This is a genomic window from Alicyclobacillus acidiphilus NBRC 100859 (genome assembly GCF_001544355.1).
In the GTDB taxonomy this organism is placed as follows: Bacteria; Bacillota; Bacilli; order Alicyclobacillales; family Alicyclobacillaceae; genus Alicyclobacillus; species Alicyclobacillus acidiphilus.
On record NZ_BCQI01000012.1, the window covers coordinates 19,289 to 41,356 of the forward strand.

At 57.3% G+C, this 22,068-nt stretch carries 22 protein-coding genes, 3 tRNA genes and 1 riboswitch; of the genes, 18 read left to right on the plus strand and 7 right to left on the minus strand.

Features of this window, described 5'->3' with window-relative positions:
- The first annotated feature begins 11 nt into the window (after nt 1–11).
- The gene (locus AAC01S_RS06525; RefSeq protein ID WP_067620641.1) at nt 12–368 is read left to right on the plus strand and encodes a hypothetical protein; all 357 of its coding nucleotides are present in this window, start codon (nt 12–14) and stop codon (nt 366–368) included.
- A gap of 56 nt (nt 369–424) precedes the next feature.
- On the opposite strand, the gene AAC01S_RS19210 is transcribed toward AAC01S_RS06525, so the two are convergent.
- A complete protein-coding gene (locus AAC01S_RS19210) occupies nt 425–562 on the minus strand; it encodes a hypothetical protein (RefSeq protein ID WP_157071081.1) in 138 nt (45 codons plus the stop codon).
- Between the two features lie 247 nt (nt 563–809).
- Here AAC01S_RS19210 and argF point away from each other — a divergent pair, with 247 nt between their 5' ends.
- The 10 genes from argF (at nt 810) to AAC01S_RS06575 (ending at nt 10,258) form a co-directional block, all read left to right on the plus strand.
- Nucleotides 810–1,793, plus strand: a complete 984-nt coding sequence (argF, locus tag AAC01S_RS06530; protein WP_370670814.1) for an ornithine carbamoyltransferase — start codon at nt 810–812, stop codon at nt 1,791–1,793.
- Complete coding sequence (locus AAC01S_RS06535; protein ID WP_067620647.1) at nt 1,793–3,058, plus strand: argininosuccinate synthase; 1,266 nt, start codon at nt 1,793–1,795, stop codon at nt 3,056–3,058. Before argF ends, AAC01S_RS06535 begins: the two co-directional genes overlap by 1 nt.
- Nucleotides 3,055–4,431, plus strand: coding sequence for an argininosuccinate lyase (argH, locus tag AAC01S_RS06540; RefSeq protein WP_067620650.1), 1,377 nt, complete (start codon nt 3,055–3,057; stop codon nt 4,429–4,431). The genes AAC01S_RS06535 and argH overlap by 4 nt, the downstream gene beginning before the upstream one ends.
- Before the next feature lie 94 nt (nt 4,432–4,525).
- Nucleotides 4,526–5,767: an aspartate kinase gene (locus AAC01S_RS06545; protein WP_067620653.1), complete on the plus strand. Its 1,242-nt coding sequence runs from the start codon at nt 4,526–4,528 to the stop codon at nt 5,765–5,767.
- A gap of 63 nt (nt 5,768–5,830) precedes the next feature.
- A riboswitch (ZMP/ZTP riboswitch) is annotated at nt 5,831–5,976 on the plus strand.
- 70 nt (nt 5,977–6,046) lie between these two features.
- Complete coding sequence (serA, locus tag AAC01S_RS06550) at nt 6,047–7,633, plus strand: phosphoglycerate dehydrogenase (RefSeq protein WP_067620656.1); 1,587 nt, start codon at nt 6,047–6,049, stop codon at nt 7,631–7,633.
- Between the two features lie 18 nt (nt 7,634–7,651).
- The gene (gene serC / locus AAC01S_RS06555) at nt 7,652–8,734 is read left to right on the plus strand and encodes a 3-phosphoserine/phosphohydroxythreonine transaminase (RefSeq protein WP_067620659.1); all 1,083 of its coding nucleotides are present in this window, start codon (nt 7,652–7,654) and stop codon (nt 8,732–8,734) included.
- 33 nt (nt 8,735–8,767) lie between these two features.
- A complete protein-coding gene (locus AAC01S_RS06560; protein ID WP_067620836.1) occupies nt 8,768–9,874 on the plus strand; it encodes an HAD family hydrolase in 1,107 nt (368 codons plus the stop codon).
- Between the two features lie 58 nt (nt 9,875–9,932).
- Nucleotides 9,933–10,025: transfer RNA gene (locus tag AAC01S_RS06565), tRNA-Ser, on the plus strand.
- Nucleotides 10,026–10,091: 66 nt separating this feature from the next.
- Nucleotides 10,092–10,168, plus strand: a tRNA-Met gene (locus AAC01S_RS06570).
- 15 nt (nt 10,169–10,183) lie between these two features.
- A tRNA-Thr gene (locus tag AAC01S_RS06575) sits at nt 10,184–10,258 on the plus strand.
- A 68-nt stretch (nt 10,259–10,326) separates the two neighbouring features.
- Here the strand turns inward: AAC01S_RS06575 and AAC01S_RS06580 are convergent.
- The 5 genes from AAC01S_RS06580 to AAC01S_RS06600 form a co-directional block, all read right to left on the minus strand.
- Entirely contained in the window at nt 10,327–10,887 is a 561-nt protein-coding gene (locus tag AAC01S_RS06580) for an acetate uptake transporter (protein ID WP_067620663.1), read from the minus strand.
- Between the two features lie 104 nt (nt 10,888–10,991).
- Nucleotides 10,992–12,947: an acetate--CoA ligase gene (gene acs, locus AAC01S_RS06585; RefSeq protein ID WP_067620666.1), complete on the minus strand. Its 1,956-nt coding sequence runs from the start codon at nt 12,945–12,947 to the stop codon at nt 10,992–10,994.
- Nucleotides 12,948–13,207: 260 nt separating this feature from the next.
- Nucleotides 13,208–13,516, minus strand: a complete 309-nt coding sequence (locus AAC01S_RS06590; protein ID WP_067620669.1) for a DUF1292 domain-containing protein — start codon at nt 13,514–13,516, stop codon at nt 13,208–13,210.
- A 153-nt stretch (nt 13,517–13,669) separates the two neighbouring features.
- Nucleotides 13,670–14,017: a YlbF/YmcA family competence regulator gene (locus AAC01S_RS06595; RefSeq protein ID WP_067620672.1), complete on the minus strand. Its 348-nt coding sequence runs from the start codon at nt 14,015–14,017 to the stop codon at nt 13,670–13,672.
- 155 nt (nt 14,018–14,172) lie between these two features.
- Nucleotides 14,173–14,661 carry an IDEAL domain-containing protein gene (locus AAC01S_RS06600; protein WP_067620688.1) on the minus strand — a complete coding sequence of 163 codons (489 nt, stop codon included), beginning with the start codon at nt 14,659–14,661 and terminating at the stop codon, nt 14,173–14,175.
- Between the two features lie 263 nt (nt 14,662–14,924).
- Here AAC01S_RS06600 and AAC01S_RS06605 point away from each other — a divergent pair, with 263 nt between their 5' ends.
- Complete coding sequence (locus tag AAC01S_RS06605) at nt 14,925–15,128, plus strand: hypothetical protein (protein ID WP_067620698.1); 204 nt, start codon at nt 14,925–14,927, stop codon at nt 15,126–15,128.
- A 65-nt stretch (nt 15,129–15,193) separates the two neighbouring features.
- Here the strand turns inward: AAC01S_RS06605 and AAC01S_RS06610 are convergent, their stop codons facing one another.
- Nucleotides 15,194–15,631, minus strand: coding sequence for a YgaP family membrane protein (locus tag AAC01S_RS06610; protein ID WP_067620701.1), 438 nt, complete (start codon nt 15,629–15,631; stop codon nt 15,194–15,196).
- A 922-nt stretch (nt 15,632–16,553) separates the two neighbouring features.
- On the opposite strand from AAC01S_RS06610, the gene clpP reads away from it, so the two are divergent.
- From clpP to AAC01S_RS06640, 6 genes are all read left to right on the plus strand, one after another.
- Complete coding sequence (gene clpP, locus AAC01S_RS06615; RefSeq protein WP_067620704.1) at nt 16,554–17,132, plus strand: ATP-dependent Clp endopeptidase proteolytic subunit ClpP; 579 nt, start codon at nt 16,554–16,556, stop codon at nt 17,130–17,132.
- Nucleotides 17,133–17,169: 37 nt separating this feature from the next.
- The gene (locus AAC01S_RS06620) at nt 17,170–18,324 is read left to right on the plus strand and encodes a cysteine desulfurase family protein (protein WP_067620707.1); all 1,155 of its coding nucleotides are present in this window, start codon (nt 17,170–17,172) and stop codon (nt 18,322–18,324) included.
- An 11-nt stretch (nt 18,325–18,335) separates the two neighbouring features.
- Complete coding sequence (gene thiI, locus AAC01S_RS06625) at nt 18,336–19,505, plus strand: tRNA uracil 4-sulfurtransferase ThiI (protein ID WP_067620710.1); 1,170 nt, start codon at nt 18,336–18,338, stop codon at nt 19,503–19,505.
- A gap of 159 nt (nt 19,506–19,664) precedes the next feature.
- Nucleotides 19,665–19,913 carry a hypothetical protein gene (locus AAC01S_RS06630; protein ID WP_067620714.1) on the plus strand — a complete coding sequence of 83 codons (249 nt, stop codon included), beginning with the start codon at nt 19,665–19,667 and terminating at the stop codon, nt 19,911–19,913.
- 135 nt (nt 19,914–20,048) lie between these two features.
- The gene (locus AAC01S_RS06635) at nt 20,049–20,690 is read left to right on the plus strand and encodes an RsfA family transcriptional regulator (RefSeq protein WP_245630105.1); all 642 of its coding nucleotides are present in this window, start codon (nt 20,049–20,051) and stop codon (nt 20,688–20,690) included.
- A gap of 160 nt (nt 20,691–20,850) precedes the next feature.
- Entirely contained in the window at nt 20,851–22,068 is a 1,218-nt protein-coding gene (locus AAC01S_RS06640; protein ID WP_441394805.1) for a Ger(x)C family spore germination protein, read from the plus strand.

Sequence of the window (22,068 nt, forward strand, 5' to 3'; positions counted from 1 at the left end):
GCGGCTTTCTTATGTGGAGAGTGGGTTGGTGGATCGTTAGAGCCGACCAGGACGGCGGTGGTGGCGCGATCGCGGATGGGGGACGGGTGGCGGACGGGTGGCGGATGGGTGGCGGATGGGTGGCGGACGGGTGGCGGACGGGTGGCGGACGGGTGGCGGACGGGTGGCGGACGGGTGGCGGACGGGTGGCGGACGGGTGGCGGACGGGTGGCGGACGGGTGGCGGACGGGTGGCGGACGGGGACATGGCAGATAGACGGCCCTCAGCCGCTTATTTCGGTGAAATGGCGGGAGCGAGGGCAAATAGGCGGCCCAAGGCCGCTTATTTGTCTCCGCTATGCCCGAAATGGGCCGGTTGCAGCCACTTAAGCGTCTCTCAGCGGCTTATTTGCGGCACATCGGACGATTCGACAAACTTAAGCGGCCTACAGCTGCTTATTCGTTCCCGTTCCCGTTCCCGTTCCCGTTCCCGTCCCCGTCCCCGTCCCCGTCCCCGTCCCCGTCCCGCCGCTCTGTGCCAAGGTCGCGGCCCGCCATCCCGCCATCCCCTCCCGTTCGCCCATTTTTTCGCTCGATCGCGGATGTCATGATACAAGCGTTTGATATATATACATTCTTGTGTATAATGATGCATAGCATGACCGTGCGGAAGCGATGCGGAGCCGCGATGCGCGCGGATCAGGAAAAGACATAGCGCACTCGATGGAGTGGGAAGGAGTTTTGGCTGTGGCTATATGGGAAAAGGTTGGTGCAGTCGGCCGGGGGACGTCGGCGGTTGTTCCGTTGGGATCGAATTACTTGTCGGTGCGCCTGCAAAACGCGCTCTTTGCTTCGCATCAGGTGTTGGCTGGCAAGGATTTGTTGCATTTTTCCGATGTGAGTTCAGACGATTTGAAAAATCTCGTCAATCTTGCAAAAGTGTTGAAAGAAGCCCAAAAGTCAAAGTTTGTTCACACGTTGCTTGCGGGCAAGACGCTGGGTATGATCTTTGATAAATCGTCGACTCGTACGCGTGTTTCGTTTGAAGTGGGCATGTTGCAATTGGGCGGTCACGCCTTGTTCTTGCCTGGCAGTCAACTGCAGACTGGCCGAGGCGAACCGATTCCAGATACGGCGCAGGTACTGTCGCGCTATGTGGATGGGGTGATGATTCGGACATATCGGCAGGCGGATGTTCAGACGTTTGCGGACTACGCGTCTATTCCGGTCATCAACGGTCTGACAGATGAGTTTCACCCGTGTCAATTGCTTGCCGACGCGTTGACCATTTTGGAGTACAAGGGACATTTGGAAGGTGTTACAGTCGCGTACGTGGGCGATGGGAACAATCTGGCGAACTCTTGGCTGCAACTTGCGCCGAAGCTTGGCATGAATATTCGGATCGCGACGCCGAGCGGCTATGCTCCGCTGCCGGAAGTGATTGAAGAAGCGAAGTTCCATGCGACACAACAAGGCACTGAGGTTCTGGTGACGACGGATCCGCACCGGGCGGTCGAAGGCGCGGACGTCATCTACACCGACACGTGGGTGTCGATGGGAGACGAGGAGGAAGCCGAAGAGCGTCTCGCAAACTTCGAAGGCTATCAGGTGAACGAGGCGCTTTGCGCGCTTGCGAAAGAGGACTACATGTTTATGCATTGTTTACCGGCGCACCGCGGCGAAGAAGTTTCGCCGGACATCATTGATGGTTCGCACTCCGTGATTTTTGATCAGGCTGAAAATCGCCTGCACGCGCAGAAGGCTGTGCTGGCGGCGACTATGGCGGACGCAGGCGCATTTGGGGAGGAACTATAATGGCAGACAAACTCGTACTCGCATACTCGGGCGGATTGGATACGTCCGTGTCGATTCCTTGGATTCGCGATCACTATGGATATGACGTCATTGCCATGTGCGTCGATGTCGGCGAGGGCAAAGACCTGAACGCCACCCAGGCGAAGGCGATCCAAGTCGGGGCTACAAAATCGTACCGGATCGACGCGAAGGATCGATTCGCGAAGGAATTCATCACACCTGCGCTCAAGGCAAACGCGCTCTACGAAGGAAAATATCCGTTGGCGTCCGCTTTGTCGAGACCGCTGATCGCGCAGTTGCTTGTCGAAGTGGCGGCTCAGGAAGGCGCTGTGGCGGTTGCTCACGGGTGTACGGGCAAGGGGAACGACCAAGTCCGGTTTGAGGTTTCCATCAACGCGCTGTCGCCGAACTTGAAGGTGGTCGCGCCAGTGCGCGAGTGGGGTTTCACGCGTGACGACGAGATTCGCTACGCCGCAGAGCACAACGTGCCTGTGCCGGTCAACCTCGACAATCCATTTTCCATCGACGCCAATCTCTGGGGACGCGCCATTGAATGCGGTGTCCTGGAGGATCCGTGGCAAGCCGCGCCGGAAGGTGCGTTTGAGTGGACTGTAGACGCGGAAAAGGCGCCGGATGCGGCAGAAGAGATCGTGATTGGATTCGAGCAAGGTGTCCCTGTCTCGCTGAACGGGCAAGCGATGCCGCTCGCCGCGTTGATCGGAACGCTGAACCAAGTGTGCGGCAAGCACGGCGTGGGCCGGATCGATCACGTCGAGAATCGGCTCGTTGGCATCAAGTCGCGCGAAGTGTACGAGTCGCCGGCTGGCCGTGTGCTGATCATGGCTCACCAGGAGTTGGAACATCTGACGCTGACCCGCGAAGTGCTGCAGTACAAAATGGGGCTGGAGTTGGAGTACAGCAAACTGATCTACAACGGTCTGTGGTTCTCTCCGCTGAAGAAGGCGTTCGACGCGTTCATCGACCAAACTCAGGATCACGTCACGGGCGAGGTGCGTGTCAAGCTGTACAAGGGCAACGCACAAGTAACCGGTCGTCAGTCTCCGTTCTCTCTCTATCGGCACGACTTGGCCACGTATGAAACGGGCGACAAGTTTGACCATATGGCCGCTGTCGGGTTCATTTCGTTGTTCGGCTTGCCGACGACCGTTTATGCGGCCTTGCACAAGAAGGAACAATCCGGTGTATCGGCAGACGAAGCGTCCGTGTCCGTGCTCTCTGCCGACGAGGTGGAGACGACAGCATGAAGTTGTGGGGCGGCCGTTTTAGCGAGGATACGAATCAACTCGTACTGCAGTACACGTCTTCCATCACGTTCGAACAAAGGCTGTTGCCATACGATATTCGTGGTTCGATCGCGCATGCGCGCATGCTTGGCGAGACGGGCATCATCGATGCGGAGGACAGCCGCAAAATCATCGACGGCCTCGAAGGCATCCTGCGCGACTATGAACAAGGTCTCATCGAGTTCAATTTGGACGATGAAGATATCCACATGAATGTGGAACGCATCCTGACCGAGCGAATTGGAGAAGTGGCGGGCAAACTTCACACTGGACGCAGCCGCAACGATCAAATCGCGCTTGACATGCACCTCTGGGCTCGCGACGCGGTCGACGCGCTGCGCAAAGGCGTAAAGTCTCTGCAGCAGTCGTTGATTTCGGTTGCTGAAGAGCACTTCGACGTGGTGATACCGGGATTCACCCATCTGCAGAGGGCGCAGCCCGTACTGCTTGCGCACCACTTGTTGGCATACGTCTGGATGTTGCTGCGCGACGAAAAGCGGTTGGTTGCTTTGCGCGACGAGATCGACAGGCTGCCGCTGGGAGCGGCGGCGCTGGCCGGTACGACGTTCGCGATCGACCGCGAAATGGTCGCGGAAGAGCTTGGGTTCTCGCAACTGTACGAGAACTCGCTCGATGCCGTGTCCGATCGAGACTATCTGCTCGGCCTGCTGTTCAACTGTTCGACCATCATGATGCATTTGTCCCGTCTGTGTGAAGAACTCGTGCTCTGGTCGAGCGAGGAGTTTTCGTGGATCGAGCTGTCGGATGCGTACGCGACCGGATCGAGCATTATGCCGCAAAAGAAAAATCCGGACGTACCCGAGTTGGTGCGAGGCAAGTCAGGGCGGGTCTACGGCCATCTGATGGGATTGCTGACCGTGCTGAAGGGATTGCCGCTCGCGTACAACAAGGATTTGCAAGAGGATCGCGAAGGATCGTTCGACGCGGTGGACACGGTGTTGCCTGCGTTGGAACTGTTGGCGGGCACGCTCTCGACGATGCGTGTGCGCAAGGACAAGCTGGCGCACGTATTCGATCGCGACTTTTCCAACGCGACAGATCTGGCGGACTACCTGGTCCGCAAAGGGCTGCCGTTCCGCGAAGCGCACGCTGTCGTCGGCCAGTTGGTCAGCGACGCGATCGCGCTTGAGACCAATTTGGCTGGGCTGAGCCTGGAAGCGATGCAGGAGCGTTGCAGCTTGATTGGCCGCGACGTGTACGATGTGCTTCCTGCCAAGGCCGTCATCCGGGCGCGCATCTCGCGCGGCGGAACCGCGCCTGCGGCAGTTCAGATGCAACTTGCGCTCGCGAAGGAACAATGTGGACTGTCGTGAGGCTTGCCAGATCTCGCTGAGGACTTTCCACGACGCTTGCCTGTAAGGTATGATAGCTGAAATAGCGGCAGCTAGGCGTAGGGAGTGGAGAGACGTGTTGGTTGTACAAAAATATGGGGGAACGTCGGTCGGGACGACGGAGCGTATTCGCGCCGTCGCTGATCGTGTTGCCCAAACAACACGTGCAGGACACGCGTGCGTGGTCGTGGTTTCCGCAATGGGGCACAGCACGGATGCGTTGGTTCAATTGGCGGAAGAACTTGTTGAACATCGGGATGCACGTGAAATGGACCAGTTGTTGGCTACCGGGGAGCAGGTTTCTGCGAGCCTGCTGGCGATGCGCTTGCTGGAGTTGGGGTTCAAGGCGAAATCCTTGACGGGTTGGCAAGCGGGCATTCAAACCGAGCCGATTCACGGCAATGCGCGCGTGTCGTCGATCGACACGAACACGCTGCAACAGTTGATCGCGGACGGCGTCATACCGGTGGTGACCGGTTTTCAAGGGATCGCGAATGGACAAGTGACGACGCTCGGCCGCGGTGGTTCAGATACGTCCGCGGTGGCCTTGGCGGCCGCGTTGAAGGCGGACTTGTGCGAGATATACACGGATGTCGATGGGATTTACACCACGGACCCGCGGGTTGTCCCGGAAGCGGTGAAACTCGCGGATATCTCTTACGACGAAATGTTGGAATTGGCGAATCTGGGCGCGCAGGTGCTGCATCCTAGGGCTGTCGAGAACGCCAAGCACTTTGAAGTTCCACTTGTGGTCAGATCGAGCTTTTCCGAGAAGGACGGGACGAACGTCGTGACAATGACAGAAAATCGCATGGAAGGTCGCCGTGTCGTCACGGGGATCGCTTTTGAACGTCAAGTTGCTCGCATCGCCGTGATCGGCGTGCCGGTTCAGGAACACGGCTTGGCTGTCATCTTCTCCGAATTGGCGGCGCATGGAGTCAACGTCGACGTGATTGTTCAAAGCGTGGTCGACGAAGCTGCTGTCGATGTGTCTTTCACAGTCAACGAGGCGGACGTCTCGCGGGCGGTGAGTGTCGTGTCTGAACTACAGGAGACGCTGGGATTCAAGAAGATTGAGAGCGAATCCAAGCTGGCCAAAGTGTCGATTGTAGGCGCTGGGATGATCAGCAATCCTGGCGTGGCCGCGCAGATGTTCGTCACCCTGCGCGATGCTGGCATTCCCATCCACATGGTGAGCACTTCGGAGATCAAGGTCTCCTGCGTCGTTCGAGCGGGCGATGTGGAGCCCGCGGTCCAGGCTCTTCACAAGACGTTTGTCGAAGCCGATACAACTGCACCCTTGACCAAATCTCGATAGTTTTTTATAGTCAATTTTGAAGATTGCAAAGTTGGGTTTTGGATTGTTTCCACAATACAGACACAAACATCGCATGACTGGCGGAGAGTGGGTAACCACAAGGGAGTGCGATGCATAATGAGTGTGTCCGACGACACAGAGATACTCATCAGAGTTCTGTGGCCCTTTTCGGACAACCTCTAATGGAGCCGGCCGCCTGGGCACTTTTAGCGCAATAAGGGCGCGTAAAAGTTTCCAGCGGCCGTTTCTGTAAATACCGGAGTGGTGAGGAGAGTCGACATGGCAAAAATCCTTGTAACCGACGATATCTCGGCGACAGGCATCGAGGTGCTTGAGTCGCTTGATGAAGCGACGGTTGACGTACAGACGAATCTGTCGGAACCTGAGTTGCTGCGAGCCATCGCCGATGCGGACGCGCTCGTTGTAAGGTCGCAAACGACGGTGACTGAGGCCGTGATCGAAGCGGCGAAGAAGTTGAAAGTGATTGGACGAGCCGGCGTCGGTGTGGATAACATCGACTTGGAGGCAGCGACGCGTCGCGGCATTTTGGTGATTAACGCGCCGGACGGCAACACCATCGCGGCAGCCGAACACACATTTGCCATGATGATCAGTCTCGCCCGTCATATTCCGGCCGCGAATCGCGATTTACTCACAGGCAAATGGAACCGCAAGCAGTGGGTCGGCGTGGAATTGCGCGGCAAGACGTTGTCCGTACTCGGGATGGGGCGGATTGGCACGGAAGTCGCAAAGCGTGCAAAGGCTTTCGAAATGACCGTGATGGGCTACGATCCGTTCCTGACAGAAGAACGCGCACAAAGCTTGGGCGTCATCAAGGCGACGCTCGACGAAGCGATACAAGCGGCGGATTTTATTACGGTCCATACCCCGTTGACCAAAGAGACGCATCACATGCTGGACGCGGCAAAGCTGGCGACCATGAAGCGAGGGGTCCGCTTGATCAACTGCGCTCGCGGCGGCATCATCGACGAACTGGCACTCGCGGACGCGCTGCAAAGCGGGCAGGTCGCGGGGGCTGCCATCGACGTGTTTGAGAAGGAACCGTTGGCCGACGATCATCCGCTGCGCCAGTTCACGAACGTGATTTTGACCCCCCACCTCGGCGCTTCGACGATTGAAGCGCAAGAAAACGTCGCGATTCAAGTAGCTGAAGAAATCGTCAAGGTGCTGCGCGACGACACATTTGAGCACGCGGTGAATCTCCCGAGTCTCAGCCCTCAGCAAAAGGCGCATTTGGCGCCGTACCTGGAACTGGCTGAAAAGCTAGGCGTATTCTCGGCGCAGCTTGGCCAGGGAGCGCCGTCGTCCGTCTCCATCACATACGCCGGCGACGCGGCCACCCCGGACGGCGGTTATCTCACTCGAACGTTTCTGAAGGGGCTGTTTGGCTTTCAGTACCCTGGCGAAGTGAATTATGTGAATGCTCTGCAATACGCGGAAGAAGCTGGTTTGCGCGTGCAGGAAGTCCGCGAATCGCGAGGCCGTGTCTATACCAACGAAATTTCGATCTCGCTCCAGACGGACGCAGGATCGCACCACCTTACAGGGACGCTCTACAGCGAATCTGGTCCGCGCATCGTCGAACTGGATGGGTATCCAATCGACATGCCTGTCGAGGGAATCCTTTTGTTCACGCGGCATATGGACAAACCGGGCATGATCGGCCGCATCGGCACACTTCTCGGCAATCAGAGCATCAACATTGCAGGTATGCAGGTTGGGCGGCGAGAGTCTGGCGGGGAAGCGGTCATGCTGTTGATGGTGGATCGGAGCATTTCCTCCAGCGTGATCGATGAAATTGCGGTCGTCGATGGGATTCTGATGGTTCGGGCTATCGAATTGTAACGATGGGAGTGGAGAGATATGAAACGCGTCGACAATTTTAACCCTGGCCCTGCAGCGTTGCCGTTGCCAGTGCTCGAACGCATCCAGGCAGAACTGCCGAACTACAAGGATACCGGCATGAGCGTGATGGAACTCAGCCATCGTTCACCGGAATATGAAGCCATTCACCAAGATGCCGAAGACAGGCTGCGCCGTCTGCTTGGCGTCCCCGCCAATTATCGCGTCTTGTTTCTGCAAGGGGGCGCGAGCCTGCAGTTCGCCATGCTGCCGATGAATTTTCTGACGCGGGATGAGCGGGCTCATTACGTCCTGACTGGCTCCTGGTCGGAGAAGGCCGCGGACGAGGCTCGGCGGTACGGAGAGGTCTCGGTGGACGATTGGGCCAAGGCGGAAGGCTACCGCGACATTCCGGAGACCATCGACTTTGGTGGAGAAGACGGGCTGCGCTACGTCCACATCACGTCGAACAATACCATCTACGGTACGCAATGGAGGACGCTGCCGAAGCTGTCCGTGCCACTTGTTGCGGACATGTCGAGCGATATTCTGTCGCGGCCGATCGACGTGGCCGACTTCGCCATGATTTACGCGGGGGCGCAGAAGAATATCGGCCCTTCCGGCGTCACGGTCGTCGTGATCCGCGAGGACTTCCTGGCTTCAGCCAATGCGGACGTTCCCACGATGCTCTCCTACGGGACGCATGTGAAGGCTTCGTCGCTCTATAACACGCCGCCGACGTTCGCGGTTTACGTTATGGCTTGCGTGCTGGAGTGGTTGGAGGAGAACGGCGGTGTCGCAGGTGCAGAGGCGCGAAATCGCGAGAAGGCTGACCTGCTCTACGGCGTGATCGACAAATATCCTGACTTGTACCTTGGCCATGCGTACAAGCGGGCGCGATCGGACATGAATGTCACGTTTCGCCTGCGCGACGATAGCGTGACAAAGGCGTTTTTGCAAGAGGCCGCAGGACGTGAGTTTGTGGGCGTGAAAGGGTACCGGACGGTGGGCGGCGTGCGCGTTTCGCTGTACAATGCTGTTCCTGTCGAGGCGGCACACAGATTTGCTGAGTTCATGGAGGATTTCGCGCGCCGAAACGGCTAATCTCCGGCGAGGCCAACGACGATGGAGGAACAGATGTTTACAACAGTGTTATTCGACATTGACGGCGTGATGTTGAGCGAAGAGCGATACTTCGACGCTTCCGCCCTGACGGTTCACGAACTGCTGACGAGTCCGCAATTTCTCGGGTTGCCCTCGATCTCACCCGACTACGCGCCGACTCCGGACGACGAGACGATTCAGCAAATCCGAAACCAGGTGTTCGCGGACAACCGAATTCTCGAAGCCTTGAAAAACGTCGGCGTGAACGCGAATTGGGATATGGTGTACTTCGTCTTTGCGGCCGAATTGGCAGCGTCCTTGCAGGAGGCTGTGCAGCTTCCCGAAGTATGGGAACAGGTGGTCGACGCGTTGAGCGGGGGGTGGACCGTCGAGGCGCTTCGCCGCATCGGCCAATTGATCCGCGACGCTCGACCAAATCTTGTCGTAGGGTGGCGCGCGTACGACGCTTTGTATGACGGCTGCGGATCGCGCGCGGAACTCCTCGAACGCGCGGAGCAGGCGCTCGACGCCCATCTGCCCGGCGGCAACCATCACGCTCTCTGGAATATCGGCCACGACACGTTCCAGACCTGGTACTTGGGGGACGAGTACTCGGGCAGATTGACGGGTAAGCGCGGGTTTTTGACGAACGAGTACCCGATTGTCGATCCCGCCGAATTCTCCGCATTTCTGGCGTCGCTGAGAGAACGCGGGTATCGTCTTGGCATCGCGACGGGCCGTCCGCAGACCGAGACCCATGTGCCGCTCGAGCATTTTGGGTGGCTCAAGTATTTCGATTTGCGCTACGTCACGACGGCGTCCGACGTGGTGGAAGCGGAGCGCCAGATTCCATCCGCCCGCCCCTTGTCGAAGCCCCATCCATTTTCCTATCTGCGCTCTCTCACTGGCGATCACGATGCGGCCAGTCTGCTCTCACGCACGCTTCCGCTACAGGGCGTTCGACAGAGCGTGCTGATTATCGGGGATTCGATCGCAGACGCGCTGGCTGCTGAACGGCTTGGCGCATCGTTCGCGGCGGTGTTGACCGGATTGGAAGGGGAGGCGGCACGTCCGAAATTCGAGCGGCTGAACGCCGACTTCATCTTTTCTGATGTCCTCGCCGCCAAGGAATTATTTTAGGACTTGCGTGCGGTGAGCGACCGTGCTAAGATATCACATGTCGCGCCGCTTGCTTCATGGAGAGATGTCCGAGTTGGCCGAAGGAGCACGATTGGAAATCGTGTAGGCGGGTTAAACCGTCTCGAGGGTTCGAATCCCTCTCTCTCCGCCAGATTTACTGACATTCGTCAGTAGTCGAAGTAGAATGTTTCTTCGATGCGCGAAAGCGACAACGGACGGCGGCGTAGCTCAGGTGGTCAGAGCACACGGTTCATACCCGTGGTGTCGGGGGTTCAAATCCCTCCGCCGCTACCAGACTTCCGCAGATTCGCCACCTTGGCTCAGGGGTAGAGCGGCTCACTCGTAATGAGCAGGTCGTCGGTTCAAATCCGACAGGTGGCTCCATATGTACGAAGAAAAAGGACTGTTCCGTGCGTCGTCAGCGGCGACTTGGAACAGTCCTTTTCTCACTATCAAGTTCCTGATTTGGCGAAAGGCTTGCCCAGTGGCAAAATGGTCGTGCCGGCCGTGGCGTTGATGACAGTGGCGAAAGACGTATATAGTGCGAGAAGGCCGCACAGCAATCCAACCCAGCCTCCTGCGGTTGAACTAATCAGCCCAAAGCCGTTCAAGGCCAACAGGAGGAAAGCAATCCAGAGCGTCAGGAAAACAAAATTCAGCGCCTTGGTCAAATAGAATGAACCAAACCAGAGAAAGAGCGTTAAGATGCCGAAGAAGAGCAAGAATACACCGATGCCGGCTTGGGGGGCGGCTTTCTCAATGAAGTAGAACGCGATCCAGAAGGCTCCGTAGGAAGAAAAGGCGGTCGCCCCGAATGTGTTGCCCTTTCGAAACTCCCACATACCAGCGAGCAATTGGACGCCGCCGCCATACGCCAAGGCTAGGCCAAGGACGACACCGAGGGCATTGCTGCTGGTGACACCCGCGTTGACCAAACTGAGAACGCACGTCGTGATCCCAAAACCGGCTAACCCCAAAGGACCAGGATCAGCAATTTTCGTCTCTCCCGCCATGGTCAATCCTTCTTTCCGCTCAAAATTGAAATGGTCGGCGAATTGAGTTCCATCAGCAGGTTGTTTTGCGAGCGGCCATCCCCCCTTTCAAGGGGCAGCGAATGTCATTCGCTGTCCTTGTATTGTGCTTTCAAGGCTTCGACGACGCTTGGATCCGCCAAGGTCGTCGTGTCGCCGAGAACCCGGCCCTCTGCGATGTCGCGCAGCAGTCGCCGCATGATCTTGGCGCTGCGCGTCTTCGGCAGCTCCGCGGTGAAGTGGATTTCCTCCGGTCTCGCCATCGCGCCAATCTTGTCGACGACATATTGCTTCAGTTCAGCGACGAGTTGATCGTTGACTTCGACGCCTTCCTTGACCGTGACGAACGCGGCAATCGCCTGGCCCTTCACTTCGTGGGAGCGGCCGATCACGGCGGCTTCCGCAACCGCTGGATGCGCGTCCAACGCGCTCTCGACTTCAGCCGTTCCGATGCGGTGCCCGGAGACGTTGATGACATCGTCGATCCGGCCGAGGATCCACAGGTAGCCGTCCTCGTCCCTGTGCGCGCCGTCACCCGGCAAATACACGCCTTCAAACTTTCCGAAGTACGTGTTGCGGAACCGTTCGTCGTCACCCCACACGGTGCGAAGCATGGAGGGCCAGGGTTTCTTGATGACCAAGTAGCCGCCGTTGTTGAAGTCGACCGATTCGCCGTTTTCGTCGACCACGTCGACATCGATGCCAGGCACAGGCCGCGTCGCCGATCCCGGTTTCGTCGCGACCAAACCCGGCAGCGGGGCAATCATCGCGCAGCCCGTCTCTGTCTGCCACCACGTATCAACGATTGGGCAGCGATCTTGGCCCACATAGTGGTGGAACCACAACCAAGCGTCTGGATTGATGGGTTCGCCCACCGTGCCGAGCAGCCGCAACGTGCTGAGATCGTGGGATTCGACGTGCTGCGTTCCCCACTTCATGCAAGTGCGGATTGACGTAGGCGCCGTATAGAAGATGGTGACGCCGTACTTTTCGATGATGGACCAGTAGCGATCCCGCTCCGGATAATCCGGCGAACCTTCGTACATGACGACTGTGCCGCCGGCGGACAGCGGTCCGTAGACAAGGTACGTGTGGCCCGTGATCCAACCGATATCGGCGCTGCAGAAGAAGACGTCGTTGTCCTTCAAATCGAACACGGAGCGAATCGACGTGTTGGCGCCGGTGAGGTAGCCTCCGGTCGAGTGCACGATGCCCTTTGGCTTGCCAGTCGTCCCAGACGTATAGAGGAGGAAGAGGATGTCTTCCGAATCCATCGGTTCGGCGGGGAAGGGGGTTTTCGGCGAGTTTTCGACGAGATCGGACCACAGGATGTCGCGCCCTTCGTGCAGGGTGATATTCGCTGCCGCACCCACGCGTTCAACCACCAGCACTTTCTCGACTGGGGTGTCGATCACGGCCTCGTCCGCGTTCGCCTTGAGCGGGATGACTTTGCCGCGCCGCCAGCCGCCGTCGGCTGTGATCAACAGCTTCGAGTCCGCGTCCAAGATGCGCTCGCGAAGCGCTTTCGCAGAAAATCCACCGAAGACGACGGAGTGAATCGCGCCAATTTTCGCACATGCCAAAACAGAGATTGGCAGCTCTGGAATCATCGGAAGGTAGATGGTGACGCGATCGCCTTTCTTGACGCCCAGGCTCTTGAAGGCGTGCGCAGCTTTATCGACTTCTCGGCGCAACATGTCGTATGTCATGACGCGATGGTCGCCAGGTTCGCCTTCCCAAATGATTGCGGCCTTGTTCTTGCGATGGTTGAGCGTATGGCGATCCACACAGTTATACGCGGCGTTTAGCTTTCCGCCAAGAAACCATTGGGCATGAGGGGGCTCCCACTTGCAAACGCTTTCAAATTCCTGGAACCAAGTCAAGTTGGACGCTTGCTGCGCCCAGTATGCTTCAGGATTCGCGAGGGCTTCCTCATAAATGCGCTCATCGTTGAAATTCGCTTGATTTCGAAATGCTTCGTCAGGCTGGAACAAGCGCGACTCGTGAAGCAGCGTATCCAACCGTTCACTCTTGACGTCCATGGATGTTGCCCCTCTCCATCAAATGATTCAGACTGCAACAGAGTCTCTGAACAAATCATAGTGGACGAATAGGAAAATAACAACGTCACGTAGGTGCTAATAGATGCTATTCGAGAACGATCCGAATTTATCACTGCTTCGGAAAACAGTCACCCGGGGTGTTTTCATGGGGGCATGAGAAGGGCCTTAAAGAGGTATAACAAAGGGACCCCAAGCGGGTCCCTCTCCGTTGCGAAAACGATGGAAGAACTCAGGAGAAATCAGTCCTCGTCCTCGTCTTCTTCGTCCTCATCAAACAGGTCGTCGTTATAGGCGTCGACAACTCGCTGCCATTCTTCGTCATTGTCGATCTCCGCAAGCACCATTTGGTCGCCTTCTTCACCGTCGATCCGGAAAATGACGCCTTCTTCCATATCTTCGTCAATCGGGAGGAGGACAGCGTAATCTTTCTCGTCCACCGTCAGAACTTCCCCGAGGACAAATTGGTGTTCTTCTCCGTTATCATCCTCGAGGACAATAATTTCGTCGTCGTGATCGTGGTCGTGGTCATGTTGATGCTCGTCCGCCATGCTCTTTCATTCCTATCCGCTATCCAAATTTGGCTGGTGCCATGTCTGCAAAAACATAACACCATACGATACGAGTGTCAACGAACGACTGCCGAATCATACCTCGACCGACACACTTTTTAGAAATTGGAGGTGTGTCAATACAAGCGCGATTCACGAACGCTTTTCCACGGCATTTGCGAGCCGCGCTGTCACTTCCTCCAACAACGTGTTCAAACTTGCCTGCGCGTCTTCAAATGCTTTGACAACCGGCATGCCTTCCAGTTGCTGCAGGATTTTGTCCGTTTCTTCAAGCAGATAGTGATAATGCATCGGCGGCACGCGTCGAGCTTGAAATTCCGCAACCTGTTCGCGCAGTTCACGAAATCGGCGAAGCAGGTTGACTGCTTCAGGGTGTGCTTGCAGTTCGGCATCGGCCCTTTGATAGGCGTATGCTTCCGGGGAGTCGAGTATGAGATCAGCGAGTTCACCGGCGCGAAGCAACAGTTCCGTTCTATCCATGGGCGACACCTCATCTATACAAAGCGTGATCGCGAATCGAACACCGTGATCACTCGACGGCCATCAGCTTCTCCAAGCCCGTTTGGCTTCATACCAAGTCATGGACTCATGTCCCTGACGGCTCGATGTTGCGAAGCGGCGTCAATGACTGACTGCTACAGGAATCGGCGCGCGTTCCACACAGACTTGTCGTCGCCTCGCTGCAGTTCTTCGAGTTCTCGAATCGCCATGTCGAACAGTGCCCGATCACGGGTGTCCAACGCCTGATCGATTTGCATTCGAATTCGTTCCCGGCGCAATGCCCGCGCTTCCACCTCGGACAGGACTTCCTTCACTTCCGGTGGAATCGGTAGATCTGGGAGATTGACGAACACATAAAGCTTGTCGGACGACATGCTGTTCGCGAAGAACAACTGCAGCGTCTGCAGCACCTCATCCGGTTGGCTTACTTTCTTTATGCGACCATTGATAGGGATACGAGCAATCATTCCGTGCCGGCCGATAATCAGCAACGGTACATTCTCCAACACGATGTTCGTGGCTTCCAATTGACCGTGTCGCGAAGCCAGAAAATCGATGACGCTATCTGCTCCAGCCGGCAGAAGCTTGGTCTTTAAAATCAAAAGATCGTCTTTCGTCATCATCGAAATCACTCCTTCGTCGGCGGAGTCAGCCAGTTGTGTTATCATACGCCGATGCGCCGTCAAGCTGTCACCAAAGCGGCACCCATCATTGCAACGTGGCTCACTTGCAGCCGTTCCATGCGCGTGAACTTCGAATGTGCAGTTATTGTAGCAAAAGTTAAAACGCGAGGAAAGTGAACGAAGCGGGAATTGGAAGGGCATGAACGGATTACCTCGGTTGTCTTCGACGACGGCGTTTGATACTACCCTTGGAGGGGATGCCGATGGACGAGTGGGTGTACTTCGCGGGTTTGTACGATACGAAGTTCGAAGCGTATTGTGCTGTGATGTGGGTTGAAGCGGACGAACGGATTCGACGTTCGGCACGGCCTACGGAAGTGGAAATTTACCGTTCCCGCGGTGGTCGTTATGGCGTTCGATTCCGTCGGCAGGAAAACGCGTCGTCGTCGTCGTTGGCGAGAGTGTGATGGAGTACACGACAGCAATTGTAAACAAAAGGCTGCCCAAGGCGGGCAGCCTTTTGCCTATAGGCTCAGTGACTGGTCGCGCGATACGCGTCGTCCGAATCCATGAGATAGGAAATCGTTTCGTTTGGTATTGATGCATCGCCTTCGTGTTTCCTGTCTCGGGATTCCTCCGATCTCGCTGACGAGTCTTTGCCGGATGTTTCCTTCCCAGACGAGTGGGAATGTTTTCCCTGGTTCTCCTTTTGTCCAGTCGGCGACTCGTTCTTCGCTGCCTGTTTACCCGATTCGCCGCTTTTCTTATCACCCGCTATGAGCGTCGTCGCGTATCTCATCGGACACCATCCGGTGACGCCTTCGGCCACCTTCATCGCGCCGTACGACAGGAGAAACGCCCTAGTCAATACGGATTGCCGACGCCCCCGCGTTGCGCTCGCAATGCTCAGGACTCCTGTGGCCAGGCGAAAGTATCGATCCGGCATCGACAGGTTGGCTTCCACACCCATTTCCATGTCCTCCTTCCATATTCGTAGGTTCAGTATCCGCAACGAGTTCAATGATCATCCAAGCCGGCATGGAATTTATTCGGATTTAGACGCCCTTGAGGAAGGGCGGGGGCTGGCGGGGGCTGGCGGGGGCTGGCGGGGGCTGGCGGGCGAATAGGCGGCTTTCAGCCGCTTATTTCGGCGACATGGCGGGATCGAAGGCAAATAGGCGGCTCTCAGTCGCTTATTTACCTCCGATGCCCCGGAATGACGCGGTTTCAGTCAATTAAGCGGCTGTGGGCCCCTTATTCGGCGCTGATCAGACGATTCGACACATTTAAGCGGCCTGGGGCCGCTTATTCGCCAACCCGCCCCCGCCCAATCACGCCACCCGCCCCCGCCCAGCTGCCCAAGACTCGCCGTTTGCCAGAATTATGCGGCAGGCCGGGCAGATAGCGCCGCGATCGCGGTGGGCGAGGGGCGAGTTGCCCGGCGCAATGGACAAAGTTCTGTTGTGGCGGCGCGATCGCGACGGGGGCGGAGGTTGGCGGGCGAATAGGCGGCTCTCAGCCGCTTATTTCGGCGACATGGCCCAAGCGAAGACAAATAGGCGGCCCGAGGCCGCTTATTTGCCTCCGATGCCTCGGAATGACGCGGTTTCAGTCGATTAAGCGGCTGTGGGCCCCTTATTTGGCGCTGATCAGACGATTCGACACATTTAAGCGGCCTGGGGCCGCTTATTCGCCAACCCGCCAACCCGCCCCCGCCCAATCACGCCACCCGCCACGCGCCAACCCGCTGCCCAAGACTCGCCCCCGCCCGATCACGCCACCCGCCACGCGCCTCCGCTTCCCTTTAATTTGACTTTGACTAATCTTGACTAAATGGTCTTTTTGATCGATAGTGGGTATTGTAGTGTTATGACGATGAGGAGGTCTTCAGGATGAGTCTCATTCCGTATGTGGTCGAGCAAACTTCGCGCGGTGAACGCAGTTATGACATCTACTCGCGCCTTTTGAAAGACCGTATCGTCTTTCTGGGAACCGCCATTGACGACGATGTTGCAAACGCGGTGGTTGCGCAGCTCTTGTTCTTGGCAGCGGATGATCCGGACAAGGATATTCAGATGTACATAAACAGCCCTGGCGGCTCGGTTTCGGCAGGTCTGGCGATTTACGACACGATGCAGCACATCAAACCGGACGTCAGCACGATGTGCATCGGTATGGCTGCGAGCATGGGTGCGGTTTTGCTGGCGGCAGGTGCGAAGGGCAAACGCTACGCGTTGCCGAATTCCGAAGTGATGATTCACCAGCCGTTGGGCGGCGCGCGTGGGCAAGCTTCGGATATCGAAATTCACGCGAAACACATTTTGCGTACGCGGGAACGTTTGAACAAAATTCTTGCGGAGCGTTCCGGGCAACCGATCGAGCGGGTGGCGCAGGACACGGACCGCGACAACTTCATGTCGGCCGAGGACGCGAAGGCGTACGGGCTCATTGACGAGGTACTATATCGCTAAATTTGGATGCGTTGGTTGAATTGATGGAGGGACGACGATGGCAGACGTAATCTATCTGGACTGGGCGGCGACAGCGCCGCTGCATCCCGCGGTTCGCGAGAAAGTGCCAGAGTGGATGGACGTCTTTGGCAATCCGTCGTCCCTTCACCGTCTTGGCATGGAAGCGGAGAACGTGCTGTCGGAAGCCCGGCGGACGATGCTGGAGAGTCTGGGCGCCCGCGGTGGACAGTTCGTGTTCACTGGCGGCGGCACGGAAGCAAACAACCTTGCCATTTTTGGGAGTGTGTTTGCGCAGCGTGATCGACATGCGCACGTCGTGACGACTGCCGTGGAACACCCGGCCGTGCTGGAAGCGTACCGCCGGCTCGAACAGCTTGGGTACGAGGTAAGCTACGTACGGCCCCGGGAAGACGGGGATTTGGATTGGACTGACGTCATTCGCGCGGTTCGCGAAGACACCGTGCTGGTGAGCGTCATGCACGTGAACAACGAAACGGGTGCGGTGTTTCCGATTGAGCGCCTGGCGCAGGAACTGGACAAGTTCCCGCGTGTCAGGTTTCATGTCGATGGCACGCAGGCATTCGGCAAGATTCCGTTTTCCGTTGGTGATCACGCCATCGACCTGTACGCCTGTTCGGCGCACAAGGTGGGCGGGTTGAAAGGTGTCGGCGGACTGTACATCCGTCCGCGCGTGAAGTTGGATCCGCACGTGGTCGGCGGGGGACAGGAATTCGGTTTTCGATCCGGCACCGAAAATGTCCTCGGCGCCATCGCGTTCGCGACGGCCGCCAAGGCGTCGATGGACGCGGTGCATCGGCAATTGCCGTATGCCGGCGAGCGGCGAAGGCGTTTTGTGGAAGGGCTGCGGGCGATCCCTGGGTGGAACGTGATTGATCCGCCCAATGTGTCACCGTATATTGTGTGTGCGACGCTTCCTGGGCTGAAAGGGGAAGTGATCGTTCACGCGTTTGAAGAGCAAGGTCTGTACGTTTCAGCCGGCAGCGCGTGTTCCAGTGCCCGCAGCCGCCAGAAGCGAAGCCATGTCCTCGAAGCGATGAACATTCGCCGAGAGTGGGCGGATGCGGCTGTTCGGTTTTCGTGGCACCCCACGACGACAGATGATGAACTGAACCAGGCGCTGCAGGTGGTTGAACGCCAGAGCACGTGGCTGTTGCGAATGTTGGGAAGATAGTGGAGGGTACAATGTACGATCACATTCTCGTTCGCTTCGGCGAACTAAGTACCAAGGGTCACAACCGATCGCAGCTTGAGCAGATTTTACAACGAAATATTCAACAGGCGGTGCAGCCTTGGCCGACCATTCGGGTCGTCCGCAAAAGCAGCCGAATCGTGGTCGAGTTAGGGAATGTGCCCGTGAAGCCGGTCATGGACCGGCTTCGCCGCGTTTTTGGTATTTCGTCGCTGTCCGCGGTGGCGCGTACGGAGTTGAGTGTTCAGGCGATCCTCGATACCGCTGTCCGGGTGTATCGGCATGAAATGCCGACGCCGGGATCGTTCAAGGTCGAGGTCCGGCGCGGCAACAAGCAGTTCGAACTCGACAGTCCAACGCTGGCGCGGGAAGTCGGCGCTGCGATTCTGCGCGACGTCGAGGGTGCAACCGTAGACGTCCACCACCCGGAGGTTCAGGTGGAAGTGGATGTTCGGGACGCCGACGCCTACGTCTTTGCCGGCAGAGTGCAAGGCGCGGGTGGATTTCCGGTTTCGATGAGCGGACGCGTCGCAGGTCTGTTGTCGGGGGGCATCGATAGTCCTGTCGCTGTCTGGAAAGCGTTGAGGCGCGGTCTCGATGTCGATCTCGTCCATTTTCATTCGTTCCCGTTCACCAGCGAGCGCGCACAGCGGAAAGTCGAGGATTTGACGAGCCTGCTTGCCGACTGGGCGGGACCGCGACGGCTGTACCTGGTCTCGCTGACTGAGGTTCAAGCCGAAATCAGACGGGAATGCCCGGAAAGTTTGCGCACGGTTCTTTTGCGGCGCATGATGTTTCGGATCGTGACGGCGATGGCGGATCGAAACAACTGGGGTGGCATTGTCACCGGCGACAGCGTCGGCCAGGTTGCCAGCCAGACGCTGGAGGCCCTGAACGCGGTGGACGCTGTCACGCCTCTGACGGTGATCCGGCCGCTCGCCGTCGAAGACAAAGTGGATATCATTCGCATGGCGCAAGCCATCCAAACGTACGACGTCTCGATATTGCCGTACGATGACTGTTGTTCTCTATTCGCTCCGAGACGGCCGAAAACACACCCAACGCTGAAGGAAGTTACCGAGGGCGAAGCCGCGCTCGATATCGAAGGTTTGGTGCAAAGAGCGATGGATACGGTAGAAGTGAAGACCATCGCGTCGGTTTGACCATTTGGATTCCGTACGGAACAGGATGTGAATGGCGCGGCACTCGAGCGGCGAGAGGTACATTTTTTCGCCATGTCGGATGTCCGGGAGAAGATTAGGGCAGGCTAGACCTGATTCGATCACGACGAATCGATATCCCCGAGTCTCGAGGTGAGACGGTTGCGCACGATTCGCATCTTGTTTCGGCTGTTTCGATTCCTGTCTATCGGCTTTACCATTTGGCGGGCGTCTCGGGCGACCCGCGCGTTTTACATTGGGAGTATGCTCTGGAAGTATTTCCGCAGACGATCCGTCACCACGCCTCCACGCGTTGTCTTCACGTTTGTCGATCCGCATACCGACGCGATTTATCGTCGTCGCGGATGGCGACGCATTGCGAAAAACGCCCCTGATGACACCGACTCGTGATTCTCACGTTTAAGCACTCTCAAATGTGGTTATAACAAATGATAGCGTCGTGATAAGCCATGTGTGGAGAACGTGAGGAAACGCCGACCTCTGCAATGAGGTCATGTCAAGAGGTCATTTGAGGAGGAAAACATCATGCGTCAATCATCTAGAGCAATGCGCCAAGATGCTTGGACAACAGAAGACGACGAGATTCTAGCTGACATTGTCCTGAAACACATTAAACAAGGTAGCACACAGCTCGCAGGTTTCAACGAAGCTTCGCGACGCCTGGGAAGGACGGCCGCGGCTTGCGGATTTCGCTGGAACGCGTGCGTGCGCAAGCAGCAGCGGCAGATCATCGAACTCGCCAAGGAAGAGCGCAAGAAGAGCAAGTCGGAGCGCGTTCAGGCGCAGATGGAAGGCGGAGATTTGGATCATCCGACCGCGACGTTGATGTCTTGGGCGCAAGTGCTCCGCTTCCTGCGCCAGGAAAAAAACACAGCGCAGGAATGGGCTTCGCGCTGGCGAAGTGCGGAACGCCAAAGCAACGAATGGAAAAACCGGTATCGCGAACTCCAGGAGGAATACCGGCAGACGCGGGAAGAACTGAATCGTGTCAAGGCGAATTACGAAACCATCGCGCAGGACTACAAAGTGCTTGTCCAAATCATGGAGCGCGCCCGCAAAGCCGCTTTGTTGGACGAAACACAACTCGGCGAAGGGTTCATGTACCAGATCGACGAATACGGCAATTTGGAACGTGTCGAACACGAACCGGTGGAGCGAGCTGAATAAGCTCGCTCTTTTTCATGCATTTCAGCCTCTCTTGTGAGCCACCCTACATCCAGGATGGTGAGAAGAGATGTTCCTCAAGTGGGTAAGGAATTATTGGCGTGGGATACGGAACCAAGACCGTCGCAAGTTGACATCCAGCAAATGCGGTCGGATTGGCCTCGTGGGTTTGTTGGCCCTACTCCCCTTTGGCACGAGCGGGTGTTTTGACAGACAGGAGCTGGAACAGCAGGCTTTTGTGTCGGTATTAGGGCTTGACAAAGCGCCAGGCAACCTCTTGGACTGCACGTTCCGCATCGCGCAGCCCTCCAATCCGTCAGGGGGAGGCGATAAAGGCGGAATGGAACCACTTGCGGGCAAAGAGCCGGTCACAATCCGCGCGCGCAGCATCAGCGAGGCCATGGTGCTGGCCAGCGGATCGATTGAGCGCACCATCACGTTCTCGCATCTTTCCTTGATTATCCTGGGTGCCGATCTCGCCAAATCAGGGGTACGGCAGTACGTCGAACCGCTGACTAGGTACAGGGAATTTCGCCGGACGGTTCCTGTATCGGTGTCCACGACAACGGCAAAAGATGTGATCGACGCGTTTCAACCGATGCTCGATACGTCGATCACGCGAATCGCCGACGGCATCGCGTTGGTTTCGCAGCGCAGTGGCATTGCGCCCATGTGCAGAATTCAGGACCTCATGGCGGGGATGGAACAACCGCACGAGAACGCGATCGCGCCGCTGTACGGCATGAACCAATATGTATCCAAGCAGGAACAGCAGCTGCCGGACAAGGCGAACGTCGACTACCAGCCCGGTGGTGTGGAGCGCCTCGGCGGCAACCCTGTCGATTGGATGGGCGCGGCGGTGTTTCAGTCGGATCGGGTGGTTGACACGATTACGGGCGAAGACAACATCTACTTGCGCCTGCTCCAGGGAAGTGTACGCCATGCCATGCTGAACCTGGAGGATCCAAACAATCCGTCGCAGCCGGTGGGCATTGAATTGCACAAGGAACGTCCAGCTACATACCGCGTCACGCTAGGCAACCCTGTGAAGATTCGCGTATTGCTGCCGCTGGACGTCGACGTCGTCGGGATCGCGAGCGGGATCGACTATTCGGACAGGCGTATCCGCATGCAATTCCAACAGGATTTGAAGAAGCAGTTTGACCAGCACGCGGAAGCGTTGTTGGATCGCTTGCTGCGCAAAGATCAATCGGACGTCGTTCCGATCTCGCGGGCCATCCGGGGGCAATTTTCAACATACGCGAAGTTTGCGGATTACCCGTGGGAAGATCACCTCAAAACCGCGGAGATTTCCGTCGACTCCGACATTCACGTGCGCCGCTTTGGCGTTCAAATTGAATCTATCCAGAAGAAGGGCTGA